Here is a 24,202-nt window from a genome sequence, read left to right on the forward strand (position 1 = left end):
CCCGGAACGTGTTCGGCGGTATCCCTCGGACATGACGGACGTGGAATGGGCCGTGGTCCGGCCACTGCTGCCTGTGCCGGGCTGGATGCGCGGCCGGGGCGGGCAGCCGGAGGTGTACTGCCACCGGGTGATACTCGATGCGATCCGCTACCTCGTCGACAATGGCATCAAGTGGCGGGCGATGCCGGTGGACTTCCCGCCGTGGGACCGGGTCTACGCGTTTTTCCGCCGCTGGCGCGACCATGCCCTGGTCAGGGAGTTCCACGACCGGCTGCGCGCCAGGGTCCGCGAGAGGCTGGGCCGCGACACGGAGCCGAGTGCGGGTGTGATCGACTCGCAGTCCGTCAAGGCGGACGCCGTCGTCGGCTCCGACAGCCGTGGCTTCGACGGCGGCAAGCTGGTCAACGGCCGGAAGCGGCACGTCGTGGTCGACACCCTCGGCCTGCTGACGCGCCGGCATGTACACGATCGACCAGATCTGCAGCGAGAAGCTCGCGTCGAAGTGTGAGGACGCCGGACTCGTCGAGGGGCGGTTACGGTCGAGAGGATCCGGCGGTCCGCCCGGTGCACCGGGCGGACCGCCCTGCCTGCCGCCCGGCCGGACGGTCACGGCGGAAACGCGTGGTCCCGCAGCGCGGGCATGTCGCATACGACGATGCGCTCCCGCTTCCGGACCTCGTCGAGGATTCTCCGCTCCTGGAGCTTCCGGAGACTGCGCCCGGCGGACGCAAGACTCATTCCGCACCAGTCGGCGAGCTCTCGCTGAGAGACACGCTCCAGCACGATGCCCGCATGGGTCGCTGTGCCCTCTGCTGCCACCACCCGTAGCAGCATCCGGCTGAGGCGGACGTCCGCGGTCGCCGCTCCGGCCAGATCGGCCCGGAAACCGTCGGCTTCCTCCAGCCGGTCGGCAAGTATCCGGAGGAGATTGAGCGCGATTCCGGGGTGCTGGGACAGCGCCGACGCGAATGCGCTTTTGCTGAGCACGCGTACCCGCACCGGAGTCAGGGCGACGACCGTCGCGGTCCTGCTCTCCGACCTGAGCATCGCCATCTCTCCGACGATGTCGCCCTTGGTGCGCGCCCCCAGATAGCTGCCGCTGCCATCCCGGTTGTGGCCGACGACCCGGCAACTGCCGCTGGTGAGCACGATGGCCTCCTCGCCGCGAATCGATTGCGTGAAGAGGTGCTGACCCGGCTGGTACCACCGCTTGGTGCGACCGATCCGGGTCAGTTCTCCTTGCTCGCCCTCGCTGAGACCTTCCCAGAACGTCGTGGTCGTCACGGAGCCAGAGGTTGCCAGGAATACGGCCCCCTATAGAGCAGATGCAATGTTGTGGCGGGGAACTGGCTGATTCCCTATGGGGACTTGCACGAAGGAGCTCAGGAGCAACGCATGTCCGATCACCCGAGACCAGTTCCTCCCGGCACCCGCACGGGGCACTCGCAGCGGGACGGAAGCGGCAACAGGTCCGTCAGCGTAAGCGGAAACACCACCCGGATCAGGGACTCGATCATCGCCGCCGGAAGCGTGTCCGTCACGCATATCCGCCGGAATCCCGTCCGGTCAGCCGTGCTGGCGGCGGCGGTGACCCTGACGTACGGCGGATATCTCCTGCTCGGCTCCGAGACTTCGTCGGCCGACGGGGTCGATACGTCCGTCGTGAACGAGAAGGGACTGACCGGGGCCTCGCACACGGTTGAACAGCTACGGAAGGCCGAGCGCACGGGCGACGCCGAGGCCTGGTGCGAGATAGCTCAACCGAGCGACCGCTCGTGTGCGGGCCTCATGCGGGGAGAGTTCGACCAACGGTCCCCCGAGAACCGGGCCCAGGTCGAGAACGTGACGATCGGTGACGCCCGGGAACGGCAGGGCGGTGCACAGGCGATGCTGGGCTGGAAAGGCGAGCCCCAGTATCCCCTGCACCTGGCGTGGACCAACGGACGCTGGAGAGTGGACAACTCCTCCTACATGCTGATCGGGCTGTCCGGCGGTGCCTTCCTGGTCGTGGTCGACGACCACAACGGTGAACGGAGCTTCGGTGGCTTTCCCGTTCCGTCGAGCTGACGCCGCGACCCCGACCGGCCCTGGCCCGGGCCCCGCAAGGAGCCGTGACCGGACACGCATCCCGGAACACGTCATGCTGCTCTTCGTCGACGTTGAGTCATTCGGGGGCCGCTCGGATCACGAACAACTCCGCACCCGGGAAGACCTGTACCGAGAACTGCGTGCCGCCTTCACAAGGGCGGTGTGGGACGCGTGCCCGCACGAGGACCGGGGAGACGGCGTATTGATCGTCATACCGCCGGAACTCCCCAAGCGGATGGTCCTGGGCGAGATCCTGCTGCGCCTCGACCGCGCACTGGGCGGGCGCCGACGCAGCGATCCGCTGCTGCGGCTCCGTGTCGCCGCCCACATCGGCCAGGTGCACCGCGATGCTCACGGCGTCGCGGGGACCGCCGTGAACCATGTCTTCCGGCTCTGTGACAGCGCCCCGCTGCGCCGGGCTCTCGACAGCGCCAGGAGCGACGTCGCGCTGCTGGTGTCGGACGCGGTCTACGACACCGTGGTACGAGGCGCCCAGCCCGCGATCGACGCCGAGTCGTTCTGCGAGGTCGAGGTGCTGGTCAAGGAGACCGAAGCGCGCGCATGGCTGAACGTACCGGGAGACCCGGCAACTGCTCCCGGCGTGGCACGGGAAGCAGCGGCTCGAAGCGACAGCGAGGGCGAGCGGCGCGCGGCGACGGCAGGGGTATCCGTCCACGCCGACGGCGACTTCTCGATGTCGCGCTCCATGATCGCGGGGCACGGCATCTCCGTGGCGCGCGGCGCTGGGAAATGGTGGCGGCGCCGCTGAGTTCCGCCGCGCGGGCGGAGCACATCCGTTCCGCTCCGGCAGCACGCGCCGCGGTCTGGCAGAGCGGCTGGGGACGGTATCCACTCATGACGAAGGAGTTATGCGATGGCACTATTACGTCGGTTGTCGCTCTGTGCCGGAGCGGGCTTCCTGATCTACTCGTTCGTGGACGGCTGCCTCATCGACAAGGAGCCGGCAACGAGGGCCGACGTCTGCCGGGGCTACGAGGAGCTGGGCAGCGAACTGCGGCAGTTCCGGGTCATCGACAATGCGGTGTTCCGTAAGGCGGGTACGCTCGCCGACCTGGCCGACAGATATGAAGGACCGGAGGATCTCTCCGCGGACGCCGAGAAACTCGACGGGATATCCGACTCGCACACCACGACCAGCCTCGCACTGCGGAAGGCCAGCACGCGCATCGCCGACCTCTGTGGCGCACCTCTGCCCCTGGTCGGGCTTCTGCGCTGACCTCCGACTCCAGGGCTCCCCTGGACGGGGGCGTATCGGAACGTATCTGCGGAGCCGCAGTCGACCGACGGCCTCCCGGGACGGGTACGGCCTGCGTCAGGGGAAGATGCCCTAGCCCGGTACCAGGATGCCATCCGGGTCGTAGCGGCGGCGGGCGGCATCCAGCCGGTCCCAGGCCGGACCGTAGTGGTCGCGCCAGTCGGCGGGCCGGAACGGGACGGCGACTTCTTCGAGCTGGGCGGGGGCTCGGTGCTCTGTGTCCAAGTGGCCTACCGCGCCCGGCGCGCCGGGTGGTCCATCGTGCCGAGGGACCTGTTCTCGCACCCGACCATCGAACGCCTGGCGGCGGTGGCCGTGCGTACCGCGGCCACCGCGGACGCACCCGTGTCCGGGCAGCCACCGGTGGCCGAGCCAGCTGCGCCCCACAGCGTGCGCCCGAAGCGGTCGTCCCCGGGAACACGGCGGCGACCGACACCACGGGCCCGGCCATCAGCGACGAGTTCCTGACCGCCCGTCTCGCCGAGCTGGCGCGCACGCACCGGGTGCCGGGCGCGCAGCTCGCCGTGCGCTACTCGGGGCGGCTGACCGTCGTCGAGGCAGGTGAGCGGGTAGCCGGGAGCGGCCTGCCGATCACTGCGGACACCGCGTTTCCCATCGCCTCCTTGACCAAGCCGGTGACCGCGCTGGCCGTGCAACTGCTGCAGCCGACGGGCGCCTCGACCTCGATGCCCCGATCGGCACGTACCTGCCCGAGCTCTCCGCCGCGAGCCCGGTGGGCCGGCTGACCGCACGGCAGTCCCTCGCCCACACCGGAGGTGGTCGCCGCGATCGACGAGCGGGTGCCGAGCACGGACCGGCGCCAGCGGGTGGAACGGCACGACTCCGTTGCCCAATTCCGAGCGGTCGCCGGTCAGGCTGTGAGTATGTAGGCAAGGTGTTCGAGTCTGCTGGTCCGGGGTCTGCTGAGCGGGGTGGTGCTCCAGTAGTCGTCGTCGAGGCGGATGACGTTCAGGGCGGTGGCGGAGAAGAGGTGCTGGAGGCGGACCTTGGCCAGTCTTCGGTAGCAGGCGCGGCGGATTCCGGTCATGTCCAGGGCCTGGTTGATCGTGCTCTCGACCCCGGCGCGCAGTTCGTACTTGTCCCGCCAGGTCCGGGTCTTCTGCTCGGCGCGGGCGGCAGTCTGGATCTCGTGCAGCTCTTTCGGCCGCAGGGTGAGTATCCGACTGCCCCTCCGGGAGGAGGTGCAGTGCGTCCTTGACGGGCAGGCCCGGCAGTCGGTGGAGGCGAACTGGGCGACGATGGCGGGCCTGCTGTGCTGGGTAACCGGATACGCTGATGGCGCTTTCTGAATCTCAACGAGCGCCATCAGCCCGTCCTGATGGGCCACAACGCCACTCCCCCGGCGGCCAGGGCCAATCCGCTAGCGCACCGATCTCACCCGCCATGACCAAAATCAACCACGCAAACCAGTCTTGCGGACAGGCAAAACTGCGGGGGGCTCTGATAGCGTCCCAGCTCAGCAAGTCTCCGCCCCGCACGCGCAGGGATGACACCCAGGCGGCGGAACCAGGGCCCCTTTTCGCCCTCTCCGCCCCGCACGCGCAGGGATGACACTCAGTTGCTGCCCAGCCACACATGAGCTCGGCGCTCCGCCCCGCACACGCAGGGACGATTGCCAACAATGGGCACGCAGTCCCACGCAAGCTCACCGAGCGTACCGGCGGAGGCGCGCCGACCCTGCAGCACGGTGCCCGACCCCCACACCGGGCTGGAAGGCCCGCGGCCGCTCGTCCCGAGGTGCGGGTCCGTTCAAGCGACCAGGGCGGCGAGGGCCGCGTAGGCGGCGGTCACGGCGGCGGCGAGGGTGAGCACCGCAGTAAAGGCCACGGCGGCCCGGGTGAGGGCGGCAGGGTAGGTGGCGCCGTCCAGGCGGGCGAGCTTGCCTGCACCGGCCCCGGCCAGCAGCGCGACGATCACCACGAGCACGGTGACCAGCAGAACGACAACGAGATCCACGACAATCTCCCTGTGATGGCGGGGTGTTGACGTGATCTAAGCTCCCGGAATCAGTGTTCAGCGGGGTTCACCCGGACGAGAATGGACACGGCCGAACACGTGACAACGCGGGGGAACGATGCCTGAGACGCCAGAAGAGGGAGGTCCAGACGCCGGTGACTACGGGGTGTTCCGCCGGAGGCTGGCCGACCGGCTGGCCAACGCCCAGGCCTCCTCCGCGCTGTCGAGCAAGAAGCAGCTGGCCGATCTGGCCGGCATATCGCGCACGACTCTCCACTCGGCGCTCGACCCCGAGGGTCCGCTGCCCTTGGAGCACACCGTGGCCGCGCTGGCCCGCGAGCTGAGGCTACCCGTCGGCGAGCTCCTCACGCTGCGCCGTACGGCAGCGAAGGCCTTCAGCACCCGGAACGCCTCCCGTGGCCCGACGGCATGCGTCGAGGACCCCGAAGCTGACCCCGAACCAGATGCCTTCGCGTCCCTTCGGGCCCTGGCGGCTCTGCCCCGGACCGCCGAGACGTTCGTCGGCCGCGAGGAGGAGGTGCGTACGCTTCTAGCGCCGCTCACCCCCTCTGCCAAGGACGAACGTCAGGCAGCACGGGTCCAGATGGTCGTCGGCATGGGCGGCGTGGGCAAGACCGAACTGGTCCTCCAGGTCGCAGGCCGGGCGCTGGCCGCACCCGGCTGGTGTCCCGGTGGCGTGCTGTATGCCGACCTGAACGGCTACGACCCGGTGGCTGCGCAGCAGGCCGTCGCCACCGATGTCCTGGACACCTTTCTCAGGGCCTTGGGCGTCGTCGGTGAGGCCGTTCCCCCTGGCGTCGCAGCACGATCCGCCCTTCTGCGTATGCTCCTGGCGCAACGGACCGCGGGCGGGCTGCGGACCCTGCTGGTTCTCGACAACGCCAGCAACGAGTCGCAGGTCCGGCCGCTGCTGCCGGGTGATGGAGCCACCCCCGTCCTGGTGACCTCACGCACCACTTTGGCCATCGGCGCCCGTGTACACGAGCTCGGCTCCCTGACAGCCGCCGCCTCACTCGAGCTGCTCCGGGCAACACTGCGCCAGGCATGTGGGGACGAGGACACCCGGGTCGATGACGAGATCGACGCGGCCCGCGCGATGACCGAGCTGTGCGGTGGGCTGCCGCTGGCGCTTCACATCGTCTCGGGGCTGCTCGTCGACACCGCGCGTCGCCCGCTTTCTGCTCTGGCCGCGGCCCTACAGGACGCACGGACCAGGCTCGAACGGTTGAGCCATGCGGACCAGACCGTCACCGCCGCCTTCGAACTCTCCTACCGCGCGCTCACCGCGGAGCAGGCGAAGCTGTTCCGGTTGCTGTCGCTCAATCCCGGCCCGGAGCTCTCCACCGCAGCGGCCATGAGCCTGTTGGACGCCACCGACGCCCACGATGCGGAGCGCGCCCTGCAGGATCTGGTGCGGGCGCACCTTGCGGAGCCTTCCACGGTGTGGGGCCGCTGGCGCATGCACGATCTGCTGCGACTGCACGCTGAGGAGCACGGGATCGCGTGTGCGGCCGCGGACGGGAGGGATGCCGCCCGCGAGCGCCTGCTAGGCCACTACCTGCGCACGACCCGCGCCGCCGTCGCCCAGTTGCCCCAGCAGCTCGTCCCTCCGACCGCGGGCTTCGCGGACCGACGGCAGGCGATGGCCTGGCTGGAGACGGAAAGGGCGAATCTGGTCGCGGCGTCACTCAGCGCGCCGCAGGACAGTGCGGCGTACGGATACCTGGCCTTGGCTCTGGGCGCTTTCTTCGATCGGGGGCGTCACTACGACGACTGGATCACGACGGGCACGCAGGCAGCGTCAGCGTTCCGCGCCTGCGGCGCGGTACTCCAAGAGGCCCAGGCCCTCAATTTCACCGGCCTCGCCCTACGTCAGGCGGGCGACGTCTCTCAGGCAGTGGCAAACCATGAGCGCGCTCTGGAACTGTTCAGGCAGGCGGACGACCTGCACGGTCAGGCGCAGGCGCTCAACAACCTCGGGCTGTGCCACCAGCAGTCGCACCAGGCCTCCCTGGCGCTACGTGAGCACCGGGAGGCGGCCGGCATGTACAAGGAAACGGGCGACATTCGCGGCCGGGCTCAAGCCCTCAACAACCTGGGGCTCGCCCAATGTCGCATCCGCGAGTTCCACCAGGCGCTCGCGACGTACGAGCGAGCCCGGACACTGTTCGCCGAAGCAGGCGACCGGTACGGCGACGCCCAGGTACTCAACAATGCGGGTTCGTGCCATCGGGAGATGCGGGAGCCGGCGAAGGCGGTCGTCGCGCATCGGGCCGCAGCCGCACTCTACGGCGAGCTCGGAGACGTCCACGCTGAGGCAGGTTCCTGGCTCAACGCAGGGCTCACCCTCAACACCAGCAGGCGGCCGGACGAGGCACGGCCAGCGCTGGAGCGCGCCCGCGACTGCTACAGCGACGTGGGCGACGCACCGGGCACTGCAAACGCGCTGAACGGTCTGGGGGCGGCCCTCTTGGCCCAGGGACAGGCACAGGAGGCACTGCAGGCCCATGCTTCGGCACTGACCGTCTTCATGGACCTGGGGGACCAGGCCGGCCAGGCGACGACACTGAGCCTGCGGGGCCTGGCGCAGAAGAACGGGGAGGATCGGGCAGGGATGCTGGATTCCTTCAGGGCAGCTGCCGACCTTTTCCACCAGCTCGGGGACCAGGCCGGAGAGGCAGCTGCCCGTGCCGAACTGTCCCTGGACCGCATGCGGTGGGCGACGGACTTCGGCGGCTTCGAAGGCGCGTGAACCGTAGCCCCCCACCAAGGCTGTGCCCCTGCCGGACATATCGAGGGGCGGGCGAGGAACTCAAGGACTACGTCACTGCACTGGTCCAGGCGCCTGATCGCCTATCTCGCACACCGAACACCACGTGCATCGAGTACGGGTCTACCTCCACCGGTACCGGCGAGATACGGCCCGCCCCGGCCACGCGATCCTCGCCCAGCCGCTCCCACGCGCCACGCTCACGCTGTTGGAAGCCCGGCACCAGCTTGCCCAGCTCCCGCAAGCCCGCCAGTGACACCGTCAGCGACCGCGACTGCTCCTCGCCCACACCCAGGCCTTCGCCGATCACCGCACGCTGCGACGAGCTCAAGATCCTGTCCCACAGCACCGCTGCATCCGCCGCGTCATCCAGCATCCGGAACAGCAGCGGATACGACGTCCAAGTCGCTGACTCAAACTCCGCCCACGCCCCGAGGTCGATACCGCGCATCCTCAACCACCCCCACCCACAGTCCCCTTCAGCCGCATTCGCGCTTACCTGCACCAATCGATCACGTAACGACCAGTACACTAGACTTACTTCACGTCACCGATGACGCACACGGCCCACCCCGCACACGCTGGGATGATTCGACCGAGCCGCGTCCGCCGGATCAGGAGGCGTACTCCGCCCAGCACAGGCAGGGATGACTCCTGCTCACCCGGGAGCCGCAGGTTCTGCCCGTATACTCCGCCCCGCACGCGCAGGGATGACTCACGGCGGCATCAGGCCTGTGGTCTCAGTGGCATCTCCGCCCCGCACGCGCAGGGTTGACTCAGCGCAGAAGAGGCAGACCGGCATCGAAGTGCTGTCCCGTAAATGATCTTCGGGTTGCCTCGGGCATGGTTGGCCGCTGTGCGGCCCGCTCGCTTATCCGGCGAGGGCGAGGCTGTGCATCCGGGCGAGCCGAGCATGGCGTGATGGACGCCGTCGCCTTTGAGGCGGCAGTCGCGGAGGATCTTCCATGTCTTCATGCGGGCGAAGGCGTGCTCGACGCGGGCTCGGACCTGCTCGTGGGACTTGTTGTGTTCCTCTTTCCAGTCCGGGAGTCCGGCCTGGCCGCGCTCGCGGCGGTGCGGGATGACGAGTCCGGTGCCCGGGTAGCCGCCGTCGGCGATCGTCATAGTCTTGCCGACGACGGCCTTGGCGCCGGACTCCTCCCATGCCTTGCAGTCGTTGCGGTTCCCGGCGAGCGGCCGGCCGACCACGACGACCAGGCGGGTGTCGGCGTCGATGACGACCTGGTGGTTGGTGGAGTACCGGTAGTTCTTCGACCGCTCGGCAATGGTGTGGTCGCGGGTGGGGACCAGGGTGCCGTCCACGATGAGCACGGTGTCCCTGGCGAACCTCTTGCGGGGCTGAAGCGCGAGCATCGGCCCGAGGTGGTCAATGATGCGGTCCGCCGCCGACTTGGACACCCCGAACAGCGGGGCGAGTTGCCGCATGGTCAGGTTCGTGCGCCAGTAGGCCACAGCAGGGCCCGGTCCTCCAGAGAAGGGCGCCACGGCCGGCCCTTGCGGGCGGCGTCCGCACCCTGGCGCCGCAGAACGGTCACCAGCTTCCCGAACTGCCTCGCGCTCAGCCCGCTGAACGGGGCTATCCAGGACGGCTCCGACGCCGTGATCACACCAGCCACGGCGAGATCGTCTCATCTTGATCATGCTGCGGGGCACGCCAGCCTCTGACGGGACACATCTCGGTCGCCCGGACGGATTCGGCATGAGAGCCTCACGCCCGTGGCTACTGAAACCGAGGTGGGAGAGCTGTTGCACCAGCGCGGCTGGCGGACGACATTCACGGTCACCCAAAGGGTGAACGCGTGGGCTGCCCTGGTGAGCGTCATCGAGCGCGGCTACGGCGACGACATCTACGAGTACACCAACGACCTCTACTGCCGAAACTGGCTGCACGAAGCGTGGCTCCTGCTGGACGAACACGTCGTCCAGCTCTGGACCCCGCGGATCAAAGCCCTGGACGCCCAATACAAGGCCGCGACCATCGACGACGACGGCCAAGCACTCGATCAGTTCCACAGGCTGCCCGGCCCCGACCTGTGGTGGTGGCGGCGCCACCCCCGCATCCTCACCGGAGACCTCGGGCGTTCGCTTCGCTCGGCCGGCGCCATCGGCGCCGATCCGGACACGGCATGACCCTCAGCCTCGTGGGATTACGAGACAGCACTTAGCCGAATTCCGCCCAGCTGGAAGAACCTGCAGGTCAAGTAGGGTTAACTATCGGCATTCTCACTTCAATGTCCTGCAGTTTCCCATCTGACGTCACATCAACTTCTCACCGGCTGCCGCCCTTGATTCTGCCGAGGATCAGCAAATGAGCACGTGACAAGGGCTGCAGCAACAGCGGAACATATGACGTCGAGCTGAGAACTTCGCCGGACATCAAAGTGAGACTCAGCAACCGTGTTGGCGATCCGTGAGCGCGCCAGGTCGCGCTGGCGTGGGGAAAGCGTCAACGTGGTCACCTCGGCGCTGCGCAGTCCCGCCCGGACGGCCAGCGCGCCCCAGCGGGTCCCGATCTCCAGCATCCGTGTCCGCGGACCGACCCCGGCCGGGTCGAGGACACGGTCGATGTTCGAGGTCCCGCTGTGCGGCGGCATGCTCGGTGATCACCCTCAAAGGCTGCCCCGCCCTGTCACTGCCTGCGGCGTTGTCGCACGATCGAGGGGCGGTCTCCGTGAGACCGCCCCCACACGACCGAAGCCCGGCTACACTCCCGCCACCCAGCGAAAGACCAGGTCAGACAGCGAAATCCTGCTGGAGTACTAGCAGTCCTCCGGCCCGCCGAGCAGAACTCGGCAGGCCGGATTCACCAACGGTGTCGTCGTGGTGTCGGGGGCCACTTGGGTGGGTCAGCGGGCAACGAGCTGGAACACCAACAGCAACACGGTCACGCAGATTGTGCCGAGTTGCATGCAGAGAAGAAGAAATGTCCGCTCAGCATGGCATTTCGTGAGGAAACCGCGAGTGTCCTCGGGGACGGGTTTGGTGTCGCCGTGTCGGGCGAGGCTCGCGATCTCGATGCGGGCCCGGTGGTACAGCCAGACGTTGATCTCCGCACGGCTCGCGCCGGAGCAGACGAGCATTGCGCTGAGCGAGTCGGCGGAGATTGGCTCGTCGTCGTGGAGCTTGCGCTCCAGCGTTGACTTGGAGGTCTGGATACCGAGTCTGTTCAGCCGCACCTCCAGTTCTCTGAGGGACACTCCCGCACGGTTGAGCCGGTCTTGGAGCAGCATCTTGATGTCCTTGGAGTCGCTGCCGAGTGCGAGAGCTCCGAGGACGGGGTCGACGTGCACCGCGACGTTGTCACGGTTGGCTACCTTCTCGGCCTGAAAGGCCTGAGAGACTAAGGAGGCCAACCGGCGGGGGACCTTCTCCTCCCCGTCCTGATTGCCGTTCTTAGGGGTCGTCTGATTCGGGATGGATGCCTCCCGGCGCTTCGAGCTCCACTTCCGGGTCGTCTCGGTCGGGTGAGGTACCACCGGATTGGAGGCGCCGTCCGCGGTCGTCAAGGCAGGGGGCAGGGCGCTGGTCGCAGTGGCCGTGCCGCCGACGAGGAGCTGCGACCTGCTGCCCTCCCGCTCCTTCAGGGCCGCCTCGCGCAGCGAGGTCCAGCGGTCGAGCAACTCCCGCTGGTTGCCGTCGTTAAGCTCTGCGGCGGCTTTGGCGTAGGCCCGGAGGAACTGCTCCGTCGGGATGCGTTTGCCTGACGTCGCGTCTGACAGGGCAGCGATGGAGTAGTGCGTGACCTCCGCGAAGTCGGCCAGACGGATCGGCCCGCGGGCGTCCATCAGTTCGATGGACAGCTGCTTGAGGCTGGGCCAGGGGGAGAAGACGGTCGAGCGCGGTGGCCGCCCCGGCGGCCGAGTGCCGGGGGTCACCAGGCGGCCCTCCGCGTGAACGCCGCAAAGCCGTCGGCAACGCCGTCGAAGAAGTGGTCGAGCGAGTCGCGGGCGCTGTTGTACGCCGCGCGTGCGCGGCGGTGCAGCTGAACGAAGGCGCGCCGCAGGTCCTCGCTCGTGCGGGAGATGAGGCCCTTGGCCGCGAGGACGCGGACGAAGTCCTCGACGGCGCCCAAGACGTAGAAGGCGATCTCAGTCGCTGTCAGCGCGACGATGATGGCCTCGGCGACCTTGCCGAACACTTTGTGGTACGCGAAGCCCGCCAACCCGCCTACGAAAAGGGCGAGAACGGTCAGGAAGAGTCGCCACCAGTGCGGACTTGTTGGAAGACAGACACTTCGCCACGTGGATCACCGGTCTGCATGTTTCCTACTCTCGTAGTCAATTAGCAGAGCTGCACCCGGACTTCGGTTTCCCCGCACACGCTTGGAGACGAGTGCGGGGACCCCGGCGAGGGACCGGCTGCATCCCTGCTGCGGCTGGGAGAGGTCGAGCGGTGGCGCATCACCAACTGAGTAGCCCTGCACGGCTCGTTCGGCGATACCGCAAGACCTCCTTGCCCTTGAGCACCACCTTGCCATGCCCAATCCACCGGTAACACGCCCTACTGGAACCAGCCACAAGCTCTGGAAAAAGGCGAAGGTTTGTCGATCTTCAAGTGAGTCGCGGGGCGAAACGTTCCATCGCTCAGATGTACGCATGCGACGTGAATGTTTGTATCCATACAGCTTCCTGCAAGTCGATATGGGGAGGCTGACGGCTAATCAGGCTCAGTCAGGACTAGACCTCTTCACTCCATCGGTGCGACACGGGTGAGTGAAAAACTCGGTATCGAGCTGGAGTGGTGAGCATTTGGTTGGAGAGGCGTCCTGGTCAGGCAGGGGGATGGGGTTTTTTACTTTTCTTGGCAGTGTCCCTTGAAACCCTTAGCCTGGACCTTGTGATCCATGGGTCGTTACATGGGCACAGCGCCTGCACGCCAGGTGCACGTCCGAGACGTAGTCAGGCTGGACTTGCCCTCGGATCGAGGTCCCCTCACGCTGCACACGTGTGGGGACCTCACTGTTTTGGATCACGGGTGACTGCGTAGATGAAAAGGGTCCCGTTCCATTGAGGCTCGGGCCGTCGCCTGCGAACCCGTGGGACACGGCAAGGACACTGGAGGTAGGGCGGATGGGGACCACACGCGCACCGGCGCGAAGCCCGTTTCGCTGAGGCGGTTCAGGACGGGTACGCCGCGTCCCGGGCTGGCCGAACTCATCGATCCTGATCTTGCGGCGGTGGTCACGAACGGGCCCGTCACCCTCCAGGTGTGGTGGTCGGGCAGCCAGGGCCGGGCAGCGGGCTCCACCACCCGACTGACACACCCGGGACGGGCCGGGCAGACGGAACCGGGTGTACTGCATCGGGAGGTGAAGGCGGTCATGGGGGGGTGGGCTCCGCGAGAGCGTCGGTGACATCGGCCGCCAGGCCGTAGCCGGGGCTGTCGTCGAGCAGCTCCTTGCGCCGGTTGTAGCGCTGAGTTGTGCGGGAGTCCTTGTAGCCGGCCCAGCGCTGGACCCCGTCTGGGCGGGCGTCCGGCTTGGCTAGCGTGTGGGTGATCGCGTCGCCCTTGGTACCGTGCGGGCCGCGCGGCGGGAGCCCGGCACAGTTGGCCAGGGACCGGAGCAGCCGCCACACCGCCGGTTCGCCGAGCGGACGGCCGCTGGGGACAGATCGACCCGCGCCTGCGCGTCGGCGGCTGCCAGGGTGAACGAGGCCCGGCCCGAGGCGTCGAGGGCGACGTCCACGGCCCTCACGTCGGCGTCGTTGCTGGTACCGAAGGTCAGCACCTTGGCGGGGGTACGCGACGCCATGGCGGCGACCAGCGGGTCGTCGGCGTTGAGGACCGCCAGTCCGTTCTCCAGGAGTGCTTCGACGCGTTCGCCCTTGGCCTTCGCGATCTGCTCACGGGCGACGAACTCGCCGACGTGGGCGGTCCCCACGTCGAGGACCAGGCCGACCGTGGGCGGGGCGATCCGCGTCAGGTGGGTAATGTGGCCGACACCGCACACCACATCGGGCGCCCGGGGACGTTCTTCACATCCCGCGCGTTCACGAGTCAGCAGTCCAGACCGCGGGCTTCCAGCAGATAGAAGAACGGGCGCCAGTACGAGCCCGTGGCTTCCATCACGACCCGCTCGACACCCTGGCAGACCAGCTTGTCGCCGAGTTCCAGGATCGCGTTGGTCGTTGAGGCGGACCGTCCAGACCTGCTGGATCCGCCGGCCCTCGACGGTGTCGTGCGGGACGCGCAGGCAGACCATTCCGGGATACCTTGGCAATGTCGATCGCCGCGACCCTGGCGACCGTTCCGTCGTCGTGGTCTTCTCTCAACTCCTTCATGAGGTTCCCCCGTTGTGCTGGTGTGGGCGGGGCTGTCCGGGGAGCCTGAGGGGAACGGAGAAGCTGATCAGCGTGCTCAAGGCGACAGTGCGCGGCCCCACGGACGGCTCCCTCACCAGACTCCTATGCGGGCTCACAGCCCAAACATCCAGCGGCTTCGGCGGACAGCCCACGTACCGATTTTCACGCCCGCGAGGCGTCATCCGCAGGTGAACGGCTGACTCCTACTCGAACGCCTCGCCATTAAGCCACCGCGCCTCCGCCCCGCATACGCAGGGATGACATGGGGTGGTTCCAGCCGATGAGTAGGGCCTCGATCTCCGCCTTGCACACGCAGGGACGACTGCCAACGATGGGCCCCAGCCCCACGCAAACCTCCCCCCAACCCAGAAGAACCTGCAGGTCAGACGGTGCTCGCTATCGGGATTCTCACTTCAATGTCCTGCACTTTCCTATATGACGTCACATCAGTTTCTCACCGGCTGTCGTCCTTGATTCTGCCGAGACTCCGACAAATGAGCACATGACAAGGGCTACAGCAGCAGAGGGGCACAGGACATCAAGGTGAGAGTTTCACCGGACATCTAAGTGAGACTCAGCAAGTCCGACGACAACTTCGGCCGTATTCTCGCCGCGCACGGCGGGATCTTCGTCGCCGGGTCCATCACCTGGGGCATGCTCGCCGACGGCTAACGTCCCGACCGCTACGACAGCATCGACGCCCTGGTGTGCCTCGTCGGCATGGCCGTGATCATGTACGTCTCTCGGCCAATGACCTGCCTGCGCCGGATTCCGTTCTGGTGATCTTCAAGTCCCGCTTCCAGTTCGGCTGGGCCCCGCACCTTCTCCAGATGCCCAACGATGAAGGGCCTCGGGCCACAGCCACAGCCACAGCCACAGCCATCGAGCGAGGAACTCCCTGGCCAGCAAACCGGAACAACACCGGGAAAACGCACAGGTCAACCGAGTCTAGGCGCATGTGCCGTGCAGCAGCCCGAGCAGCCGTGCCACCTCGGTAGCGACAGCCTCACGGGCCGGGCCGAGGTATCGGCGGGGATCGGCGACGTCCGGGTTGGCTTCTAGGTAGGTGCGGGCGGTCTGGGTGAAGGTCTTGTTCAGGTGGGTGGAGATATTGATCTTCGTCATTCCCGCCTGGATGGCCTGGGCGAGGCCAGCGTCCCCTACTCCGGACGAGCCGTGCAGGACGAGCGGCACGCTTACCGCGTCCCGGAGCCTGGTGATGAGCGGGAAGTCGAGGGCGGCGTCGCGGGTGAGCATGGCGTGCGAGCTGCCTACTGCCACCGCGAGGGCGTCGACGGCGGTGGCGGCGACGAAGTCGCGCGCCTGGTCGGGGTCGGTGCGTACGCCGGGGGCGTGTGCGCCGTCCTTGCCTCCGACCTCGCCGAGTTCCGCCTCGACCCATATGTTTCGGGCGTGGCAGTAGAGAGTTACGTCCTGGGTCGCTGCCACGTTCTTCCCGTACGGGAGCCGGGAAGCGTCGAACATGACGGAGGTGAAGCCGAGTCCGACGGCCTCGTGCACCAGGTCGGCGGACTCGGCGTGGTCGAGGTGAACGGCGACCGGGACGCTTGAGGCGCGGGCGATGGCGAGGGTGGCGAGCCCGATCGGCGCCAGCGCGCCGTGGTAGCGGGCGGTGTTCTCGCTGATCTGCAGAACCGCGGGCCGCCGGGCCGCCTCCGCGCCGCTCACGATGGCTTCGGCGTGTTCGAGCTGCACCACGTTGAACGCCCCGACGCCGACACCGCCCTGGGCCGCGGAACGCAGGATCTCGTCAGTGGGCGTGAGCGGCACGGGCTTCCTCCAGGGACAAGGCGAGACGAAACGGCGGTAGGCGTCGGCGACGGAGCGAGTGACAGCGGCGGCTGACAGGGACCCGGCTTCGCGGTGACAGCGTGGACGCCGCGTTGGGCTCGACCACGTCGGAGCAGGCATCAGGGGCGTCCAGCGGGGCGGGGCGAGGGCAGCCGCGAGCAGGAGATCCCGCGAGGCGAGGTTGGCGGAGTGGACTTCGGTGCGCAGATCCTCGGACACGATCCCGGGGGCCATCACGCCCGCCCGGTGGACTGTCAGGTCGCGGGGAGCGGCGTCTCGAGCGAGCGTGTCCACGGTGGCCGCGATCGCGTCGACGGCCGCGGCGGAACCGGCTGTTCTCGGTGCAGGGCGGCGCAGTTCCGCCAGCGGACCTCGGCCCCTGCCCAGGAGCGCCCCCTACCCCGCCATCGAGAGCGACCACGCAGCCGTGCCCGTCGCGCTCCTCTTTCCCTTCCTCAGACATGGCTGTCCCCAAGAACGACGGACCGGGTGAGGTTGCGGGGCCGGTCAGGGTCATACCCGCGTGCTTCGGCGAGGACGACCGCCAGCCGCTGGGCGCGGATGAGGTCGGCGAGCGGGTCGAGGCCCGTAGCCGCGCCGGTGGAGGTGGCGACCAGGGTGCCGTCGACCCGGGCCACGTCGTCCGCCAGGCCAGCCGGAAGTGGGCCGAACGCCCAGACGACCCGGCCGGGTCCGGTAATGCTGATCGGCCCGTGGCGGTACTCCATCGCCGGGTACGCCTCGGTCCAGGCACCAGCGGCCTCCCGCATCTTCAGCCCGGCCTCCAGGGCCAGGCCGGACGTCCAGCCAACACCGAGGAAAGTGAACTGCTCGGCCCCGCACACGGCAGCGTCCAGCGGCTCCACAACGGCCCGTTCGGCGTCGCGGATCGCGGCATCGAGGGGCCGTACGCCCACGGGTAGGGCGTCCTGTGCCTCCAAGTGGGCGCGCAGCAGCGCGAGGCTGGTCGTAGCGAACCGGGTCTGGACGACGGACTCCTCGTCGGCGAAGTCCAGTACGACGACGGCGTCGGCCGCCCGCATGACGGGCGTCGCGGGGTCGGCGGTGATCGCGCTGGTGGGTGTGGTGCCCTGCACCCGGTGCAGGAGGTCGAGGACTTCGGTGGTGGTGCCGGACCGGGTGATAGCGAGGATGCGGTCGTAGCGGCGGCCGTGCGGGAACTCGGAGGCGGCGAACGCGTCTGTCTCGCCGTGGCCGCCGCCCTCGCGCAAGGCGGCGTAGGACTGGGCCATGAACCACGAGGTTCCGCAGCCGACGGCGGCGACGCGTTCCCCTCGGCGGGGCAGGGCCGCGGTGTGCCGCGGCAGCGACTGGGCGGCCTGCCGCCACAGGGCGGGCTGGGAGACGATCTCGGCCGAGGTACGGGGGGCGGTGGAGGCGGTGTTGGGGGTGGAGGCGGCGTTGGTGGGCAAGGTGGCGTACTCCTTAGGGAAGGGCGGGGTGGAGCGGGTGCGGCGGGGCCTCGCGCCCTAGCTGCATTAAACTGCGTGTTTTGCGGGGCTATCGAGCAGGTACGAGCATGTGTTGTGTCGCGCAGTATTCAGCAAGAGGGGTGGCTGGGTCCAGGGGTGACGTGGCAAGCAAGATGCGGCTCGGCTGGGTACCACTGATGGGACAGCGGGGCTATCGATCAACTTCCTGCAGGTAGCGGGCGAGGCTGGCCTCGTTCACTGCGCGTCCATGCGTCCCTTAACGTGTCAACAGCGCACGATCGATGCCCGAAGGAGCCCGACCCATGTCCAAACATGAGCGGTGGAGCAGACTGCTGGAGTTGCTGGCCGCCGAGGGCAGGCTGGACGTCGAGGACGCGGCGACGGCCCTCGAGGTGTCACCCGCCACCATCCGACGGGATCTCGACGAGCTCGACGAGCAGCAACTGCTGGTGCGCACCCGCGGCGGCGCCATCGCGCACGGCGTCTCCTATGAGCTGCCCCTGCGCTACAAGTCCTCCCGGCACACCGTGGAGAAGCAGCGCATCGCCGCGGCCGTCGCCGAGCTGATCGGCGAGGGCGACGTGGTGGGCCTGAACGGGGGCACCACGACGACCGAGGTGGCGAGGGCGCTGGCGCTGCGGGCGGGGGGCAGCGGCGGTGGGCGCGGTGGCGGTGGGCGCGGTGGCGGTGGGCGACGGGAGTCGTTGGATATGTCCGCTCCCTCGTTCACCGTGGTCACCAACGCGCTCAACATCGCCGGTGAGCTCGCCGTACGCCCCCAGATCAAAATCGTGGTCACCGGCGGAGTCGCACGTCCCCAGACGTACGAACTCGTCGGTCCGCTGACCGTGGGGGTGTTGAACGAGGTCTTCCTCGATGTCGCCGTCCTCGGGGTCGACGGCGTCGACCCGCAGCTGGGTGTGACGACCCACCACGAGGACGAGGCCAGCATCAGCCGGTTGTTCGCCGAGCGGGCGCGCCGCGTCATCGTGGTCACCGACTCGTCGAAGATGGGCCAGCGTGCCTTCGCGAGGATCTGCGGACTGGACCGCATCGACGTCCTGGTGACCGACTCGGCGCTGCCCGCCGACATGGCCGCCCGGCTCACCGAGGCGGGCATCAAGGTCCACGCCGTCTGACGCGAACGCCGACAACCCGCCAACGGCCCGCCGTCGGTGCGCGGCAGGCCGTCGGTGGCTTCAGGTGGGCCTTGGGGTCAGGGGGCGATGGCCATATCGAAGACGTGGATGTTCCCGTTGCTCGGCAGGACCACGAACTCGACCTGCTTCGTCGCGTCCAGGGGAACGGAGTGGGCGAAGATTCGATAGGCGATGCCCGCGTTTCCGTATCCGTCTGGCCGGTTGCGGCCGTCGGACGAGGCGACCAGCGTCGCACCATGAGCGTCCGCCGGGTCGAACGACCAGTTGGGGAAGCCGAACGAACCGGTGCTGCTGGTGCCGTCCGTGTAGTGCACCGTGGCCGTGCCGACCGCTCCGCTCGTCACGCCGGAGCCGAGGAACACCAGCTTGCTGCCGCTGCCGCTCAAGGTGATCGCCTGACCGGTGCTCGAGACGTTGCCCTTGGTGCCCGGTGCCGCGTCCGGCCAGGACAGTTCGGCGCCCAGCGCCTCGACCTTGCCGCCGGGGGTCAGTCCGGCGTCGGCGAGCTTCTGCGCGGAGAAGCTGTTGCCGTCGCCGTCGTAATCGCCGGGCGCGGTGTCGTTCTCGTCGGTGACACCGACGTTGTTGTACGCGGCGGCCAGGTTCGGCAGGGCTGTGCCGCTGGTCTGGGTCCGGGTGGCCGTCGCGGCCTGGGCCCCGTCGCCGCCCTTGTATGTGGCCGTGGCCGTGAAGGTCCGTACGGTGAACCCGGGGCGCTGCTCCGGCACCTGGATCTGGAAGTCCGCGGTGGCGGTGGCGCCCGCGGCGAACGTCCCCTTTACGCTGCGGGCGGTGGGCTGGACGAGCCAGCCGACCGGCCCCGCGAACGACACTTTCAGGGACCGCATCCGGTCGGGTCCGGTGTTCTTGACGGTGACCTTCACCGCCGCGATGGCTGGCCCGTCGAGGTCTACGGGCGAGATCGTCAGCTCGGTCGTCGGCGCGGCCGTCTCGGGCTGCGGCGCGGCGGCGGCCACGGCGGGCACGTCGGCCACGGGGACGAGCAGCACCGCCGCTGCCACCGCCATGGCTCTGAGAGAGGTGATCAGTCCGGCAGGTTTCACTGGCTGTGCTCCTTCGGTCGGGCCCCCGGGCGGGGCACTCAGGCGACGGGGGGCATCTCGGAGGTACGGGAGTCCAGGCCCAGCCGCAGATTCACCCAGGAGCCCCGGGTGAAGTCGGGGACCTCGACCGGACGGCCGCCCGCGGCCAGGGACTTGACGCTCAGCGGTATCGGCGCGCACCAGGCGGCGGAGTCGTAGACATCGATGTCGGGGACGAGCCCGGCCCGCATCAGCTGTACGGTGCGCCACTGCAGGACGTAGTCCATTCCCCCGTGGCCGCCGTTGTCGGCGGCGTCGTCACCGATCTTCTTCCAGAGCCAGTGGTCGAACTCCTTGCGGTATGTGTCGAACGGCTTCCAGGCGTGGCCGCTGTGGTCGGGCTCGACGTAGATGCGCCCCCCGCTGGTCGCCATGACGCCCGCGTAGTCCTCGAAGATGCCGCGGCTGCCAGCCAGGCTGTTGATCCGGCTGTACGGCCGGGGCGAGCTGACGTCGTGCTCGGCCCTGATGACCCGGCCCCTGTCGGTGTCGATCAGGCAGGTGACCAGGTCTCCGTTGACGTAGGTCTCCTTCCACGAGGGGTGGGACTTCGGGATGAACCGCTCCCGGTAGTCGGCGAGGCCCTTGGGTTCGGTGGCGGTGGCCCGCAGGACCGTCATCCGGTCGCCGCGGTTGATGTCCATGGCCGCGGCGATCGGCGCGAGGCCGTGCATCGGGTAGAACGAGGCGGTGCTGCGGGTGTGCCAGAGGCGGCGCCAGGCGTCGGTGTAGTACGTGTCCGAGAAGAGCAGGGCCCGTAGGTCGTGCAGATAGCCGCCGTGCCCGTTGGTGACGTCGCCGAACAACCCCTCGTGCGACATTTTCAGCATCGCCAGTTCGTTGCGGCCGTAGGAGCAGTTCTCCGAGAGGATCAGATGCCGACGGGTGCGCTCGGAGGTGTCGACGAGGTCCCAGAGCTCGTCGAGCTCGGTGGCGATGGGCAGTTCGACGATGACGTGCTTGCCTGCCAGCAGTGCGTCCTTGCCCTGGCGGTAGTGGAACTCCCAGGGGGTGGCGATGTAGACGAGGTCGACGTCGTCGCGCCGCAGCATCTGTGCGTACGACGCGTCTGAGCCGCCGTACTCGGCGGGGCGCGGCTTGCCGTTGGCGGCCAGCCGGTCCGCGGTGCGCCTGGCTCGGTCCTCGCGTATGTCGCAGACGGCGGTCACCGTGCAGCCGGGGACTACGGACCAGCCCTCGCTCATGCCGGAACCCCGCTGGCCGAGCCCGATCACCCCGACGCGGACGGTCTTGTGGACGTCGAAGGGCACGTCGATCATGGACTTCTGGCCCGGCCTGCGCCGACGCGTGGGGGCTGGTGCCGCCCCGGCCTGGGCGAGGGGCGCCGCGTGCGCGGTGCCGACGCCGGCCGCCAGCGCCCCGGTGGCGAGAGCTCCTCCCAGAAGCAGGCGGCGTGAGACTGCGGGAATGTCGGGCATGAGGGAACGCTCCTCGGGTCCGCGATTCGGCATCACTGCGGACAGACTCTGGCGGGGCCGACGCAGACATGTCAATAGATGTTCGCAAGCACCCTGTTACGAACAAGAAAACGCATCGCGTGACCAGCCGCCGCCTACCCGCCGTGCGCCACCGTGGCCGTGGAGCCGCCCCCTCAGCAGCTCTGGAAGAAGAACTCGGCGTTCTTGCCGTCCGGCGAGAGGAACAGGTAACCGACCCCGGTGTCACCGAAGTTGACCGCGAAGGGCAGTTGGCAGGAGTCGAACTGGGCGACCAGCTGCCACCCCTCACCCGGCAGGTCTTCGCCCTGCAACCAGACCGGCACCACACCCGGGCCGCCGAGCTGGTTCATCCGGATGCTGCCTGTGGCGTCCTTCTGGCGCTCGTCGAGCAGCTCCTCCAGCCGCCACGCCCGGTCCTCCTCGTCCTCGCCCTCGACCGGTTCCATTTCCCGCTCGACGCGGGAGAAGTCGACCTCCTCCTCCACCCGGAGCAGATGGATCCGGTCCAGGTCGGTCGGTCCGGTGGCCGCCGCCCGGGTCTCGAAGGACTCGGTGACCCGCCCGCCCGGCTGGACGACGGTGGCGTGTTCACCCGACATCCCGATGGCGAACAGGTACACCATCCGGTCCCCGTTCCCGCCGCAGTCCGCCGCCGGTATCCGGAACTGCCCCATGAACGGGGCGAGTTCGTTCTCGTACGGGTCGACCGGCCATTGCGGCTCCTCCAGCCAGTGCGGCAGGCCGCCCAGCCTGGTGCCGTCCGTGACGGCCGTCTCGGCGTCACTCGCCCGGTGGTAGGACGTGAAGCGGTACCGCATAGGGATCCCCCGTTGTGATCGACCTGCTCTGCTGCCGCACAAACTATCGCCCGCCACTGACAACCGGGGCCAGCTGGCGCCAAGGGTCATCCCGGGGTGGGGCGGACTGGCTGCCTGAGGATGGTGCGCAGCTTCTCGGGGGCGACTTTGCGGGGGTCGCTGAGGTAGACCTCGTGGTGCTTGCCGACCATGTGGAGACCGTTGTCGGGAATGAACTCGTGGTGCAGCCGTGCCAGAACGCCGGCCTCGTCGTCGAAAGAGCCGACGTGCAGCGTCTGTACGCAGACTCCCTCGGACAGCGACTCCAGGCGGATATCGCCCAGGCGCGCCAGGTGATGTTTCGTTCCGGCCTGTTCGACGGCGGCGTCGAACATCTGCTGGTCGATCCAGTCTGGAGTCATGATCATCAACGTCCAGTCCCAGCGGGACTTGTCACGCGACGCCGTGAAGGCGTCCATGTCCTCGGCCCACCACAGGCCTTCCAAGGGCATGACGACGTAGTCGCGTCCGAGGTCTCGCTTGCTGGCGAACTTCAGCGTGTAGGCCACCGGGTAGAGCGCTTTGATGGCTTCGGCGTAGGCGGGTGAGGTGTTGGGGTCACCGTGGCCGTCGATCATGAGGTACTGGAAGTCGGGCACGTCCACGAGGCGGAACTGGTCTCGTTTCGCCTGGTAGGCGTCGAGGGTCTTCTTGAAGTCGATCTTGTCGGCCATTGGGCACCTGGGCTCGCGGGGCGAGCCACGACCTTTCTCTCTCAAGGAGGCTCAGAGAGTAGGGGGCCATGACATTCAACGACACCGCCCTGGCCCCTACTCTTGGGGCGTTCGTCGCACCGGGTTGCGCCGGGTGGCGTACGCGCGGGGTATCCGCGTGTGCCATGTGAGGGTGACTGCTGCTTGTTGGGTTCGCGCGCCCTTGTGATGACGGTGGTTTCGTGAGGATCATCGTGCTGGTGGTGCCTGACCAAGCTGATGAATCTCGTGATGGTACGCAGGGGGCGGGTTCGGCGTATGCCTGATTGGTTCTCGCATTTGACGTTTTGGGCACAGGCTGCGGTCTTGGTCGGGGGATTTCTTGTGTTCGGGCTGAGTGGCTTGCTCGCGCGCTCGAAGGTCCGCGACTGGTTCGGCGAAGATCCCGATCACAACGAACGCGTCAAGTTCCTCGTCGAAGTCGTGGGGGCCTTTTACGCCTTGCTGGTCGGGCTGGTTGCCGTGGGGGCGTATGAGCATTATGTGGAGGTGAAGAAGCTTGTCAACAAGGAGGCCTCACAACTCACCACCGTGTATCGCGCGGGTCAGGCGTTTCCCAACAGCCGTAGATGTCGGATTCAGTCTCAGGTACGGAACTACGCGGAGAATGTGATCAACGAGGTCTGGTCGAAGCAGCAGCGGGGTGAGATCGCCGATGACCGGGGGCGACTGGACGCGGTGTTTGAATCTCTGATGTTCTATGAGCCGCAGAACGAGCAGGAGTCGAACGCCCAGTCCGTCACCCTCGAGGCCTTTAACGAGTACAACAACCTTCGCCGGGAACGGCAGGGGGAGGTGAGCATCGGACTGCTGCCTGTGCTGTATCTCGTACTCTTCGGTGGCGCCTTGGTAACCATTGGCGCGACCTGGGCACTTGTCGGCGTCAGGCTGTTCGACCATGTGGCGCTGACCGGCCTCCTGTCGCTCTTCATCGGACTCTTCATCACGCTGATCATCACGCTGGACTATCCGCTCCAGGGCAACAACGCGATCGGGCTCACGCCCTGGAAGGTCGCGCTGACGCAGGGAATGGGAGTTCCCCGGGTGGGAGAGGAGCAGATCACGACGTATTTCGGAGTATCGAGCGCGGAGCGGGTGCCAGGCTGCCTCCTGAACGTGCCTGATTACGTGTCGTTCGCGAGCTCGGAGCAGCTGCCGCAGTGAGGCGCACGACCGAAGCGATGTCAT

The 24,202-nt window shown here is 68.0% G+C and carries 25 protein-coding genes and 3 pseudogenes; 11 read left to right on the forward strand and 17 right to left on the reverse strand.

Annotation, left to right across the window (positions count from 1 at the left end; all coding sequences use genetic code 11):
• Window positions 1-31 precede the first annotated feature (31 nt).
• Entirely contained in the window at window positions 32-508 is a 477-nt protein-coding gene (locus GCN81_RS13240; RefSeq protein ID WP_231626693.1) for a transposase, read from the forward strand.
• Between the two features lie 98 nt (window positions 509-606).
• On the opposite strand, the gene GCN81_RS13245 is transcribed toward GCN81_RS13240, so the two are convergent.
• On the reverse strand, window positions 607-1,284 hold the full coding sequence (locus GCN81_RS13245) for a Crp/Fnr family transcriptional regulator (RefSeq protein ID WP_156724772.1): 678 nt from the start codon (window positions 1,282-1,284) through the stop codon (window positions 607-609).
• A 111-nt stretch (window positions 1,285-1,395) separates the two neighbouring features.
• Here GCN81_RS13245 and GCN81_RS13250 point away from each other — a divergent pair, with 111 nt between their 5' ends.
• The 3 genes from GCN81_RS13250 to GCN81_RS13260 all read left to right on the forward strand — a co-directional run bounded on the left by GCN81_RS13250 (window position 1,396) and on the right by GCN81_RS13260 (window position 3,325).
• Complete coding sequence (locus GCN81_RS13250; protein WP_156724773.1) at window positions 1,396-2,067, forward strand: hypothetical protein; 672 nt, start codon at window positions 1,396-1,398, stop codon at window positions 2,065-2,067.
• Between the two features lie 73 nt (window positions 2,068-2,140).
• Window positions 2,141-2,857: an adenylate/guanylate cyclase gene (locus tag GCN81_RS13255; RefSeq protein WP_156724774.1), complete on the forward strand. Its 717-nt coding sequence runs from the start codon at window positions 2,141-2,143 to the stop codon at window positions 2,855-2,857.
• Between the two features lie 105 nt (window positions 2,858-2,962).
• Window positions 2,963-3,325: a molybdenum ABC transporter substrate-binding protein gene (locus GCN81_RS13260; RefSeq protein ID WP_156724775.1), complete on the forward strand. Its 363-nt coding sequence runs from the start codon at window positions 2,963-2,965 to the stop codon at window positions 3,323-3,325.
• A gap of 111 nt (window positions 3,326-3,436) precedes the next feature.
• Here the strand turns inward: GCN81_RS13260 and GCN81_RS32330 are convergent, their stop codons facing one another.
• Window positions 3,437-3,589: a hypothetical protein gene (locus tag GCN81_RS32330; RefSeq protein WP_231626694.1), complete on the reverse strand. Its 153-nt coding sequence runs from the start codon at window positions 3,587-3,589 to the stop codon at window positions 3,437-3,439.
• On the opposite strand from GCN81_RS32330, the gene GCN81_RS32975 reads away from it, so the two are divergent.
• A complete protein-coding gene (locus GCN81_RS32975; RefSeq protein WP_407697963.1) occupies window positions 3,590-3,832 on the forward strand; it encodes a hypothetical protein in 243 nt (80 codons plus the stop codon).
• A gap of 56 nt (window positions 3,833-3,888) precedes the next feature.
• Window positions 3,889-4,110, forward strand: coding sequence for a beta-lactamase family protein (locus GCN81_RS31860; RefSeq protein WP_231626709.1), 222 nt, complete (start codon window positions 3,889-3,891; stop codon window positions 4,108-4,110).
• Between the two features lie 125 nt (window positions 4,111-4,235).
• Here GCN81_RS31860 and GCN81_RS13275 read toward each other — a convergent pair whose 3' ends face one another.
• Together GCN81_RS13275 and GCN81_RS13280 are read right to left on the reverse strand one after the other, a co-directional pair.
• Window positions 4,236-4,691, reverse strand: a complete 456-nt coding sequence (locus GCN81_RS13275; RefSeq protein WP_156724777.1) for a transposase — start codon at window positions 4,689-4,691, stop codon at window positions 4,236-4,238.
• A 443-nt stretch (window positions 4,692-5,134) separates the two neighbouring features.
• Entirely contained in the window at window positions 5,135-5,341 is a 207-nt protein-coding gene (locus GCN81_RS13280; RefSeq protein WP_156724778.1) for a hypothetical protein, read from the reverse strand.
• 118 nt (window positions 5,342-5,459) lie between these two features.
• Between GCN81_RS13280 and GCN81_RS13285 the strand changes: the two genes are divergently transcribed.
• A complete protein-coding gene (locus tag GCN81_RS13285) occupies window positions 5,460-8,114 on the forward strand; it encodes a tetratricopeptide repeat protein (protein ID WP_156724779.1) in 2,655 nt (884 codons plus the stop codon).
• A gap of 67 nt (window positions 8,115-8,181) precedes the next feature.
• On the opposite strand, the gene GCN81_RS13290 is transcribed toward GCN81_RS13285, so the two are convergent.
• Window positions 8,182-8,583, reverse strand: coding sequence for an HD domain-containing protein (locus GCN81_RS13290; protein ID WP_156724780.1), 402 nt, complete (start codon window positions 8,581-8,583; stop codon window positions 8,182-8,184).
• Between the two features lie 420 nt (window positions 8,584-9,003).
• Window positions 9,004-9,769, reverse strand: a pseudogene (locus GCN81_RS13295) (transposase).
• A 100-nt stretch (window positions 9,770-9,869) separates the two neighbouring features.
• Between GCN81_RS13295 and GCN81_RS13300 the strand changes: the two are divergent.
• Window positions 9,870-10,283, forward strand: coding sequence for a hypothetical protein (locus GCN81_RS13300; RefSeq protein ID WP_156724781.1), 414 nt, complete (start codon window positions 9,870-9,872; stop codon window positions 10,281-10,283).
• 131 nt (window positions 10,284-10,414) lie between these two features.
• On the opposite strand, the gene GCN81_RS32735 is transcribed toward GCN81_RS13300, so the two are convergent.
• From GCN81_RS32735 to GCN81_RS32980, 5 genes and pseudogenes are all read right to left on the reverse strand, one after another.
• Window positions 10,415-10,747: an SAM-dependent methyltransferase gene (locus GCN81_RS32735; protein WP_156724782.1), complete on the reverse strand. Its 333-nt coding sequence runs from the start codon at window positions 10,745-10,747 to the stop codon at window positions 10,415-10,417.
• A 252-nt stretch (window positions 10,748-10,999) separates the two neighbouring features.
• Window positions 11,000-12,028: a helix-turn-helix domain-containing protein gene (locus GCN81_RS13310; RefSeq protein WP_156724783.1), complete on the reverse strand. Its 1,029-nt coding sequence runs from the start codon at window positions 12,026-12,028 to the stop codon at window positions 11,000-11,002.
• Entirely contained in the window at window positions 12,025-12,315 is a 291-nt protein-coding gene (locus GCN81_RS13315; protein WP_156724784.1) for a helix-turn-helix domain-containing protein, read from the reverse strand. The genes GCN81_RS13310 and GCN81_RS13315 overlap by 4 nt, the downstream gene beginning before the upstream one ends.
• Window positions 12,316-13,635: 1,320 nt before the next feature.
• Window positions 13,636-14,106, reverse strand: a complete 471-nt coding sequence (locus GCN81_RS13325) for a Mur ligase family protein (RefSeq protein WP_231626695.1) — start codon at window positions 14,104-14,106, stop codon at window positions 13,636-13,638.
• Between the two features lie 47 nt (window positions 14,107-14,153).
• Window positions 14,154-14,303 (reverse strand): annotated as a pseudogene (locus GCN81_RS32980) (IS110 family transposase); the annotation flags it as partial.
• Window positions 14,304-15,040: 737 nt separating this feature from the next.
• Between GCN81_RS32980 and GCN81_RS13330 the strand changes: the two are divergent.
• A pseudogene (locus GCN81_RS13330) lies at window positions 15,041-15,238 on the forward strand (YnfA family protein); the annotation flags it as partial.
• A 165-nt stretch (window positions 15,239-15,403) separates the two neighbouring features.
• Here the strand turns inward: GCN81_RS13330 and GCN81_RS13335 are convergent.
• Window positions 15,404-16,246: a class II fructose-bisphosphate aldolase gene (locus GCN81_RS13335; protein ID WP_156724787.1), complete on the reverse strand. Its 843-nt coding sequence runs from the start codon at window positions 16,244-16,246 to the stop codon at window positions 15,404-15,406.
• 476 nt (window positions 16,247-16,722) lie between these two features.
• Window positions 16,723-17,700, reverse strand: coding sequence for an SIS domain-containing protein (locus GCN81_RS13340; protein WP_156724788.1), 978 nt, complete (start codon window positions 17,698-17,700; stop codon window positions 16,723-16,725).
• Window positions 17,701-18,023: 323 nt separating this feature from the next.
• Between GCN81_RS13340 and GCN81_RS13345 the strand changes: the two genes are divergently transcribed.
• Window positions 18,024-18,860 carry a DeoR/GlpR family DNA-binding transcription regulator gene (locus GCN81_RS13345; protein ID WP_156724789.1) on the forward strand — a complete coding sequence of 279 codons (837 nt, stop codon included), beginning with the start codon at window positions 18,024-18,026 and terminating at the stop codon, window positions 18,858-18,860.
• A gap of 77 nt (window positions 18,861-18,937) precedes the next feature.
• Here the strand turns inward: GCN81_RS13345 and GCN81_RS13350 are convergent, their stop codons facing one another.
• From GCN81_RS13350 to GCN81_RS13365, 4 genes are all read right to left on the reverse strand, one after another.
• Window positions 18,938-19,945: an NEW3 domain-containing protein gene (locus GCN81_RS13350; protein ID WP_231626696.1), complete on the reverse strand. Its 1,008-nt coding sequence runs from the start codon at window positions 19,943-19,945 to the stop codon at window positions 18,938-18,940.
• A gap of 38 nt (window positions 19,946-19,983) precedes the next feature.
• Entirely contained in the window at window positions 19,984-21,423 is a 1,440-nt protein-coding gene (locus GCN81_RS13355) for a Gfo/Idh/MocA family protein (protein ID WP_156724790.1), read from the reverse strand.
• Between the two features lie 173 nt (window positions 21,424-21,596).
• The gene (locus tag GCN81_RS13360; RefSeq protein WP_156724791.1) at window positions 21,597-22,262 is read right to left on the reverse strand and encodes a YwqG family protein; all 666 of its coding nucleotides are present in this window, start codon (window positions 22,260-22,262) and stop codon (window positions 21,597-21,599) included.
• Between the two features lie 86 nt (window positions 22,263-22,348).
• Entirely contained in the window at window positions 22,349-22,975 is a 627-nt protein-coding gene (locus tag GCN81_RS13365; protein WP_156724792.1) for a GyrI-like domain-containing protein, read from the reverse strand.
• A gap of 297 nt (window positions 22,976-23,272) precedes the next feature.
• On the opposite strand from GCN81_RS13365, the gene GCN81_RS13370 reads away from it, so the two are divergent.
• Complete coding sequence (locus tag GCN81_RS13370) at window positions 23,273-24,178, forward strand: bestrophin-like domain (RefSeq protein ID WP_197287619.1); 906 nt, start codon at window positions 23,273-23,275, stop codon at window positions 24,176-24,178.
• Window positions 24,179-24,202 lie beyond the last annotated feature (24 nt).

Origin of the sequence: Streptomyces apocyni (assembly GCF_009739465.1) — a bacterium.
Lineage (GTDB): Bacteria > Actinomycetota > Actinomycetes > Streptomycetales > Streptomycetaceae > Streptomyces > Streptomyces apocyni.

Coding starts and splice junctions, on each gene's coding strand:
- GCN81_RS13370 (WP_197287619.1), top strand. CDS start 23,273: ATGCCTGATTGGTTCTCGCATTTGACGTTTTGGGCACAGGCTGCGGTC.
- GCN81_RS13285 (WP_156724779.1), top strand. CDS start 5,460: ATGCCTGAGACGCCAGAAGAGGGAGGTCCAGACGCCGGTGACTACGGG.
- GCN81_RS13360 (WP_156724791.1), bottom strand. CDS start 22,262: ATGCGGTACCGCTTCACGTCCTACCACCGGGCGAGTGACGCCGAGACG.
- GCN81_RS13365 (WP_156724792.1), bottom strand. CDS start 22,975: ATGGCCGACAAGATCGACTTCAAGAAGACCCTCGACGCCTACCAGGCG.
- GCN81_RS13240 (WP_231626693.1), top strand. CDS start 32: ATGACGGACGTGGAATGGGCCGTGGTCCGGCCACTGCTGCCTGTGCCG.
- GCN81_RS13345 (WP_156724789.1), top strand. CDS start 18,024: ATGTCCAAACATGAGCGGTGGAGCAGACTGCTGGAGTTGCTGGCCGCC.
- GCN81_RS13260 (WP_156724775.1), top strand. CDS start 2,963: ATGGCACTATTACGTCGGTTGTCGCTCTGTGCCGGAGCGGGCTTCCTG.
- GCN81_RS13355 (WP_156724790.1), bottom strand. CDS start 21,423: ATGCCCGACATTCCCGCAGTCTCACGCCGCCTGCTTCTGGGAGGAGCT.
- GCN81_RS13250 (WP_156724773.1), top strand. CDS start 1,396: ATGTCCGATCACCCGAGACCAGTTCCTCCCGGCACCCGCACGGGGCAC.
- GCN81_RS32735 (WP_156724782.1), bottom strand. CDS start 10,747: ATGCCGCCGCACAGCGGGACCTCGAACATCGACCGTGTCCTCGACCCG.
- GCN81_RS13275 (WP_156724777.1), bottom strand. CDS start 4,691: ATGGCGCTCGTTGAGATTCAGAAAGCGCCATCAGCGTATCCGGTTACC.
- GCN81_RS13255 (WP_156724774.1), top strand. CDS start 2,141: ATGCTGCTCTTCGTCGACGTTGAGTCATTCGGGGGCCGCTCGGATCAC.
- GCN81_RS13290 (WP_156724780.1), bottom strand. CDS start 8,583: ATGCGCGGTATCGACCTCGGGGCGTGGGCGGAGTTTGAGTCAGCGACT.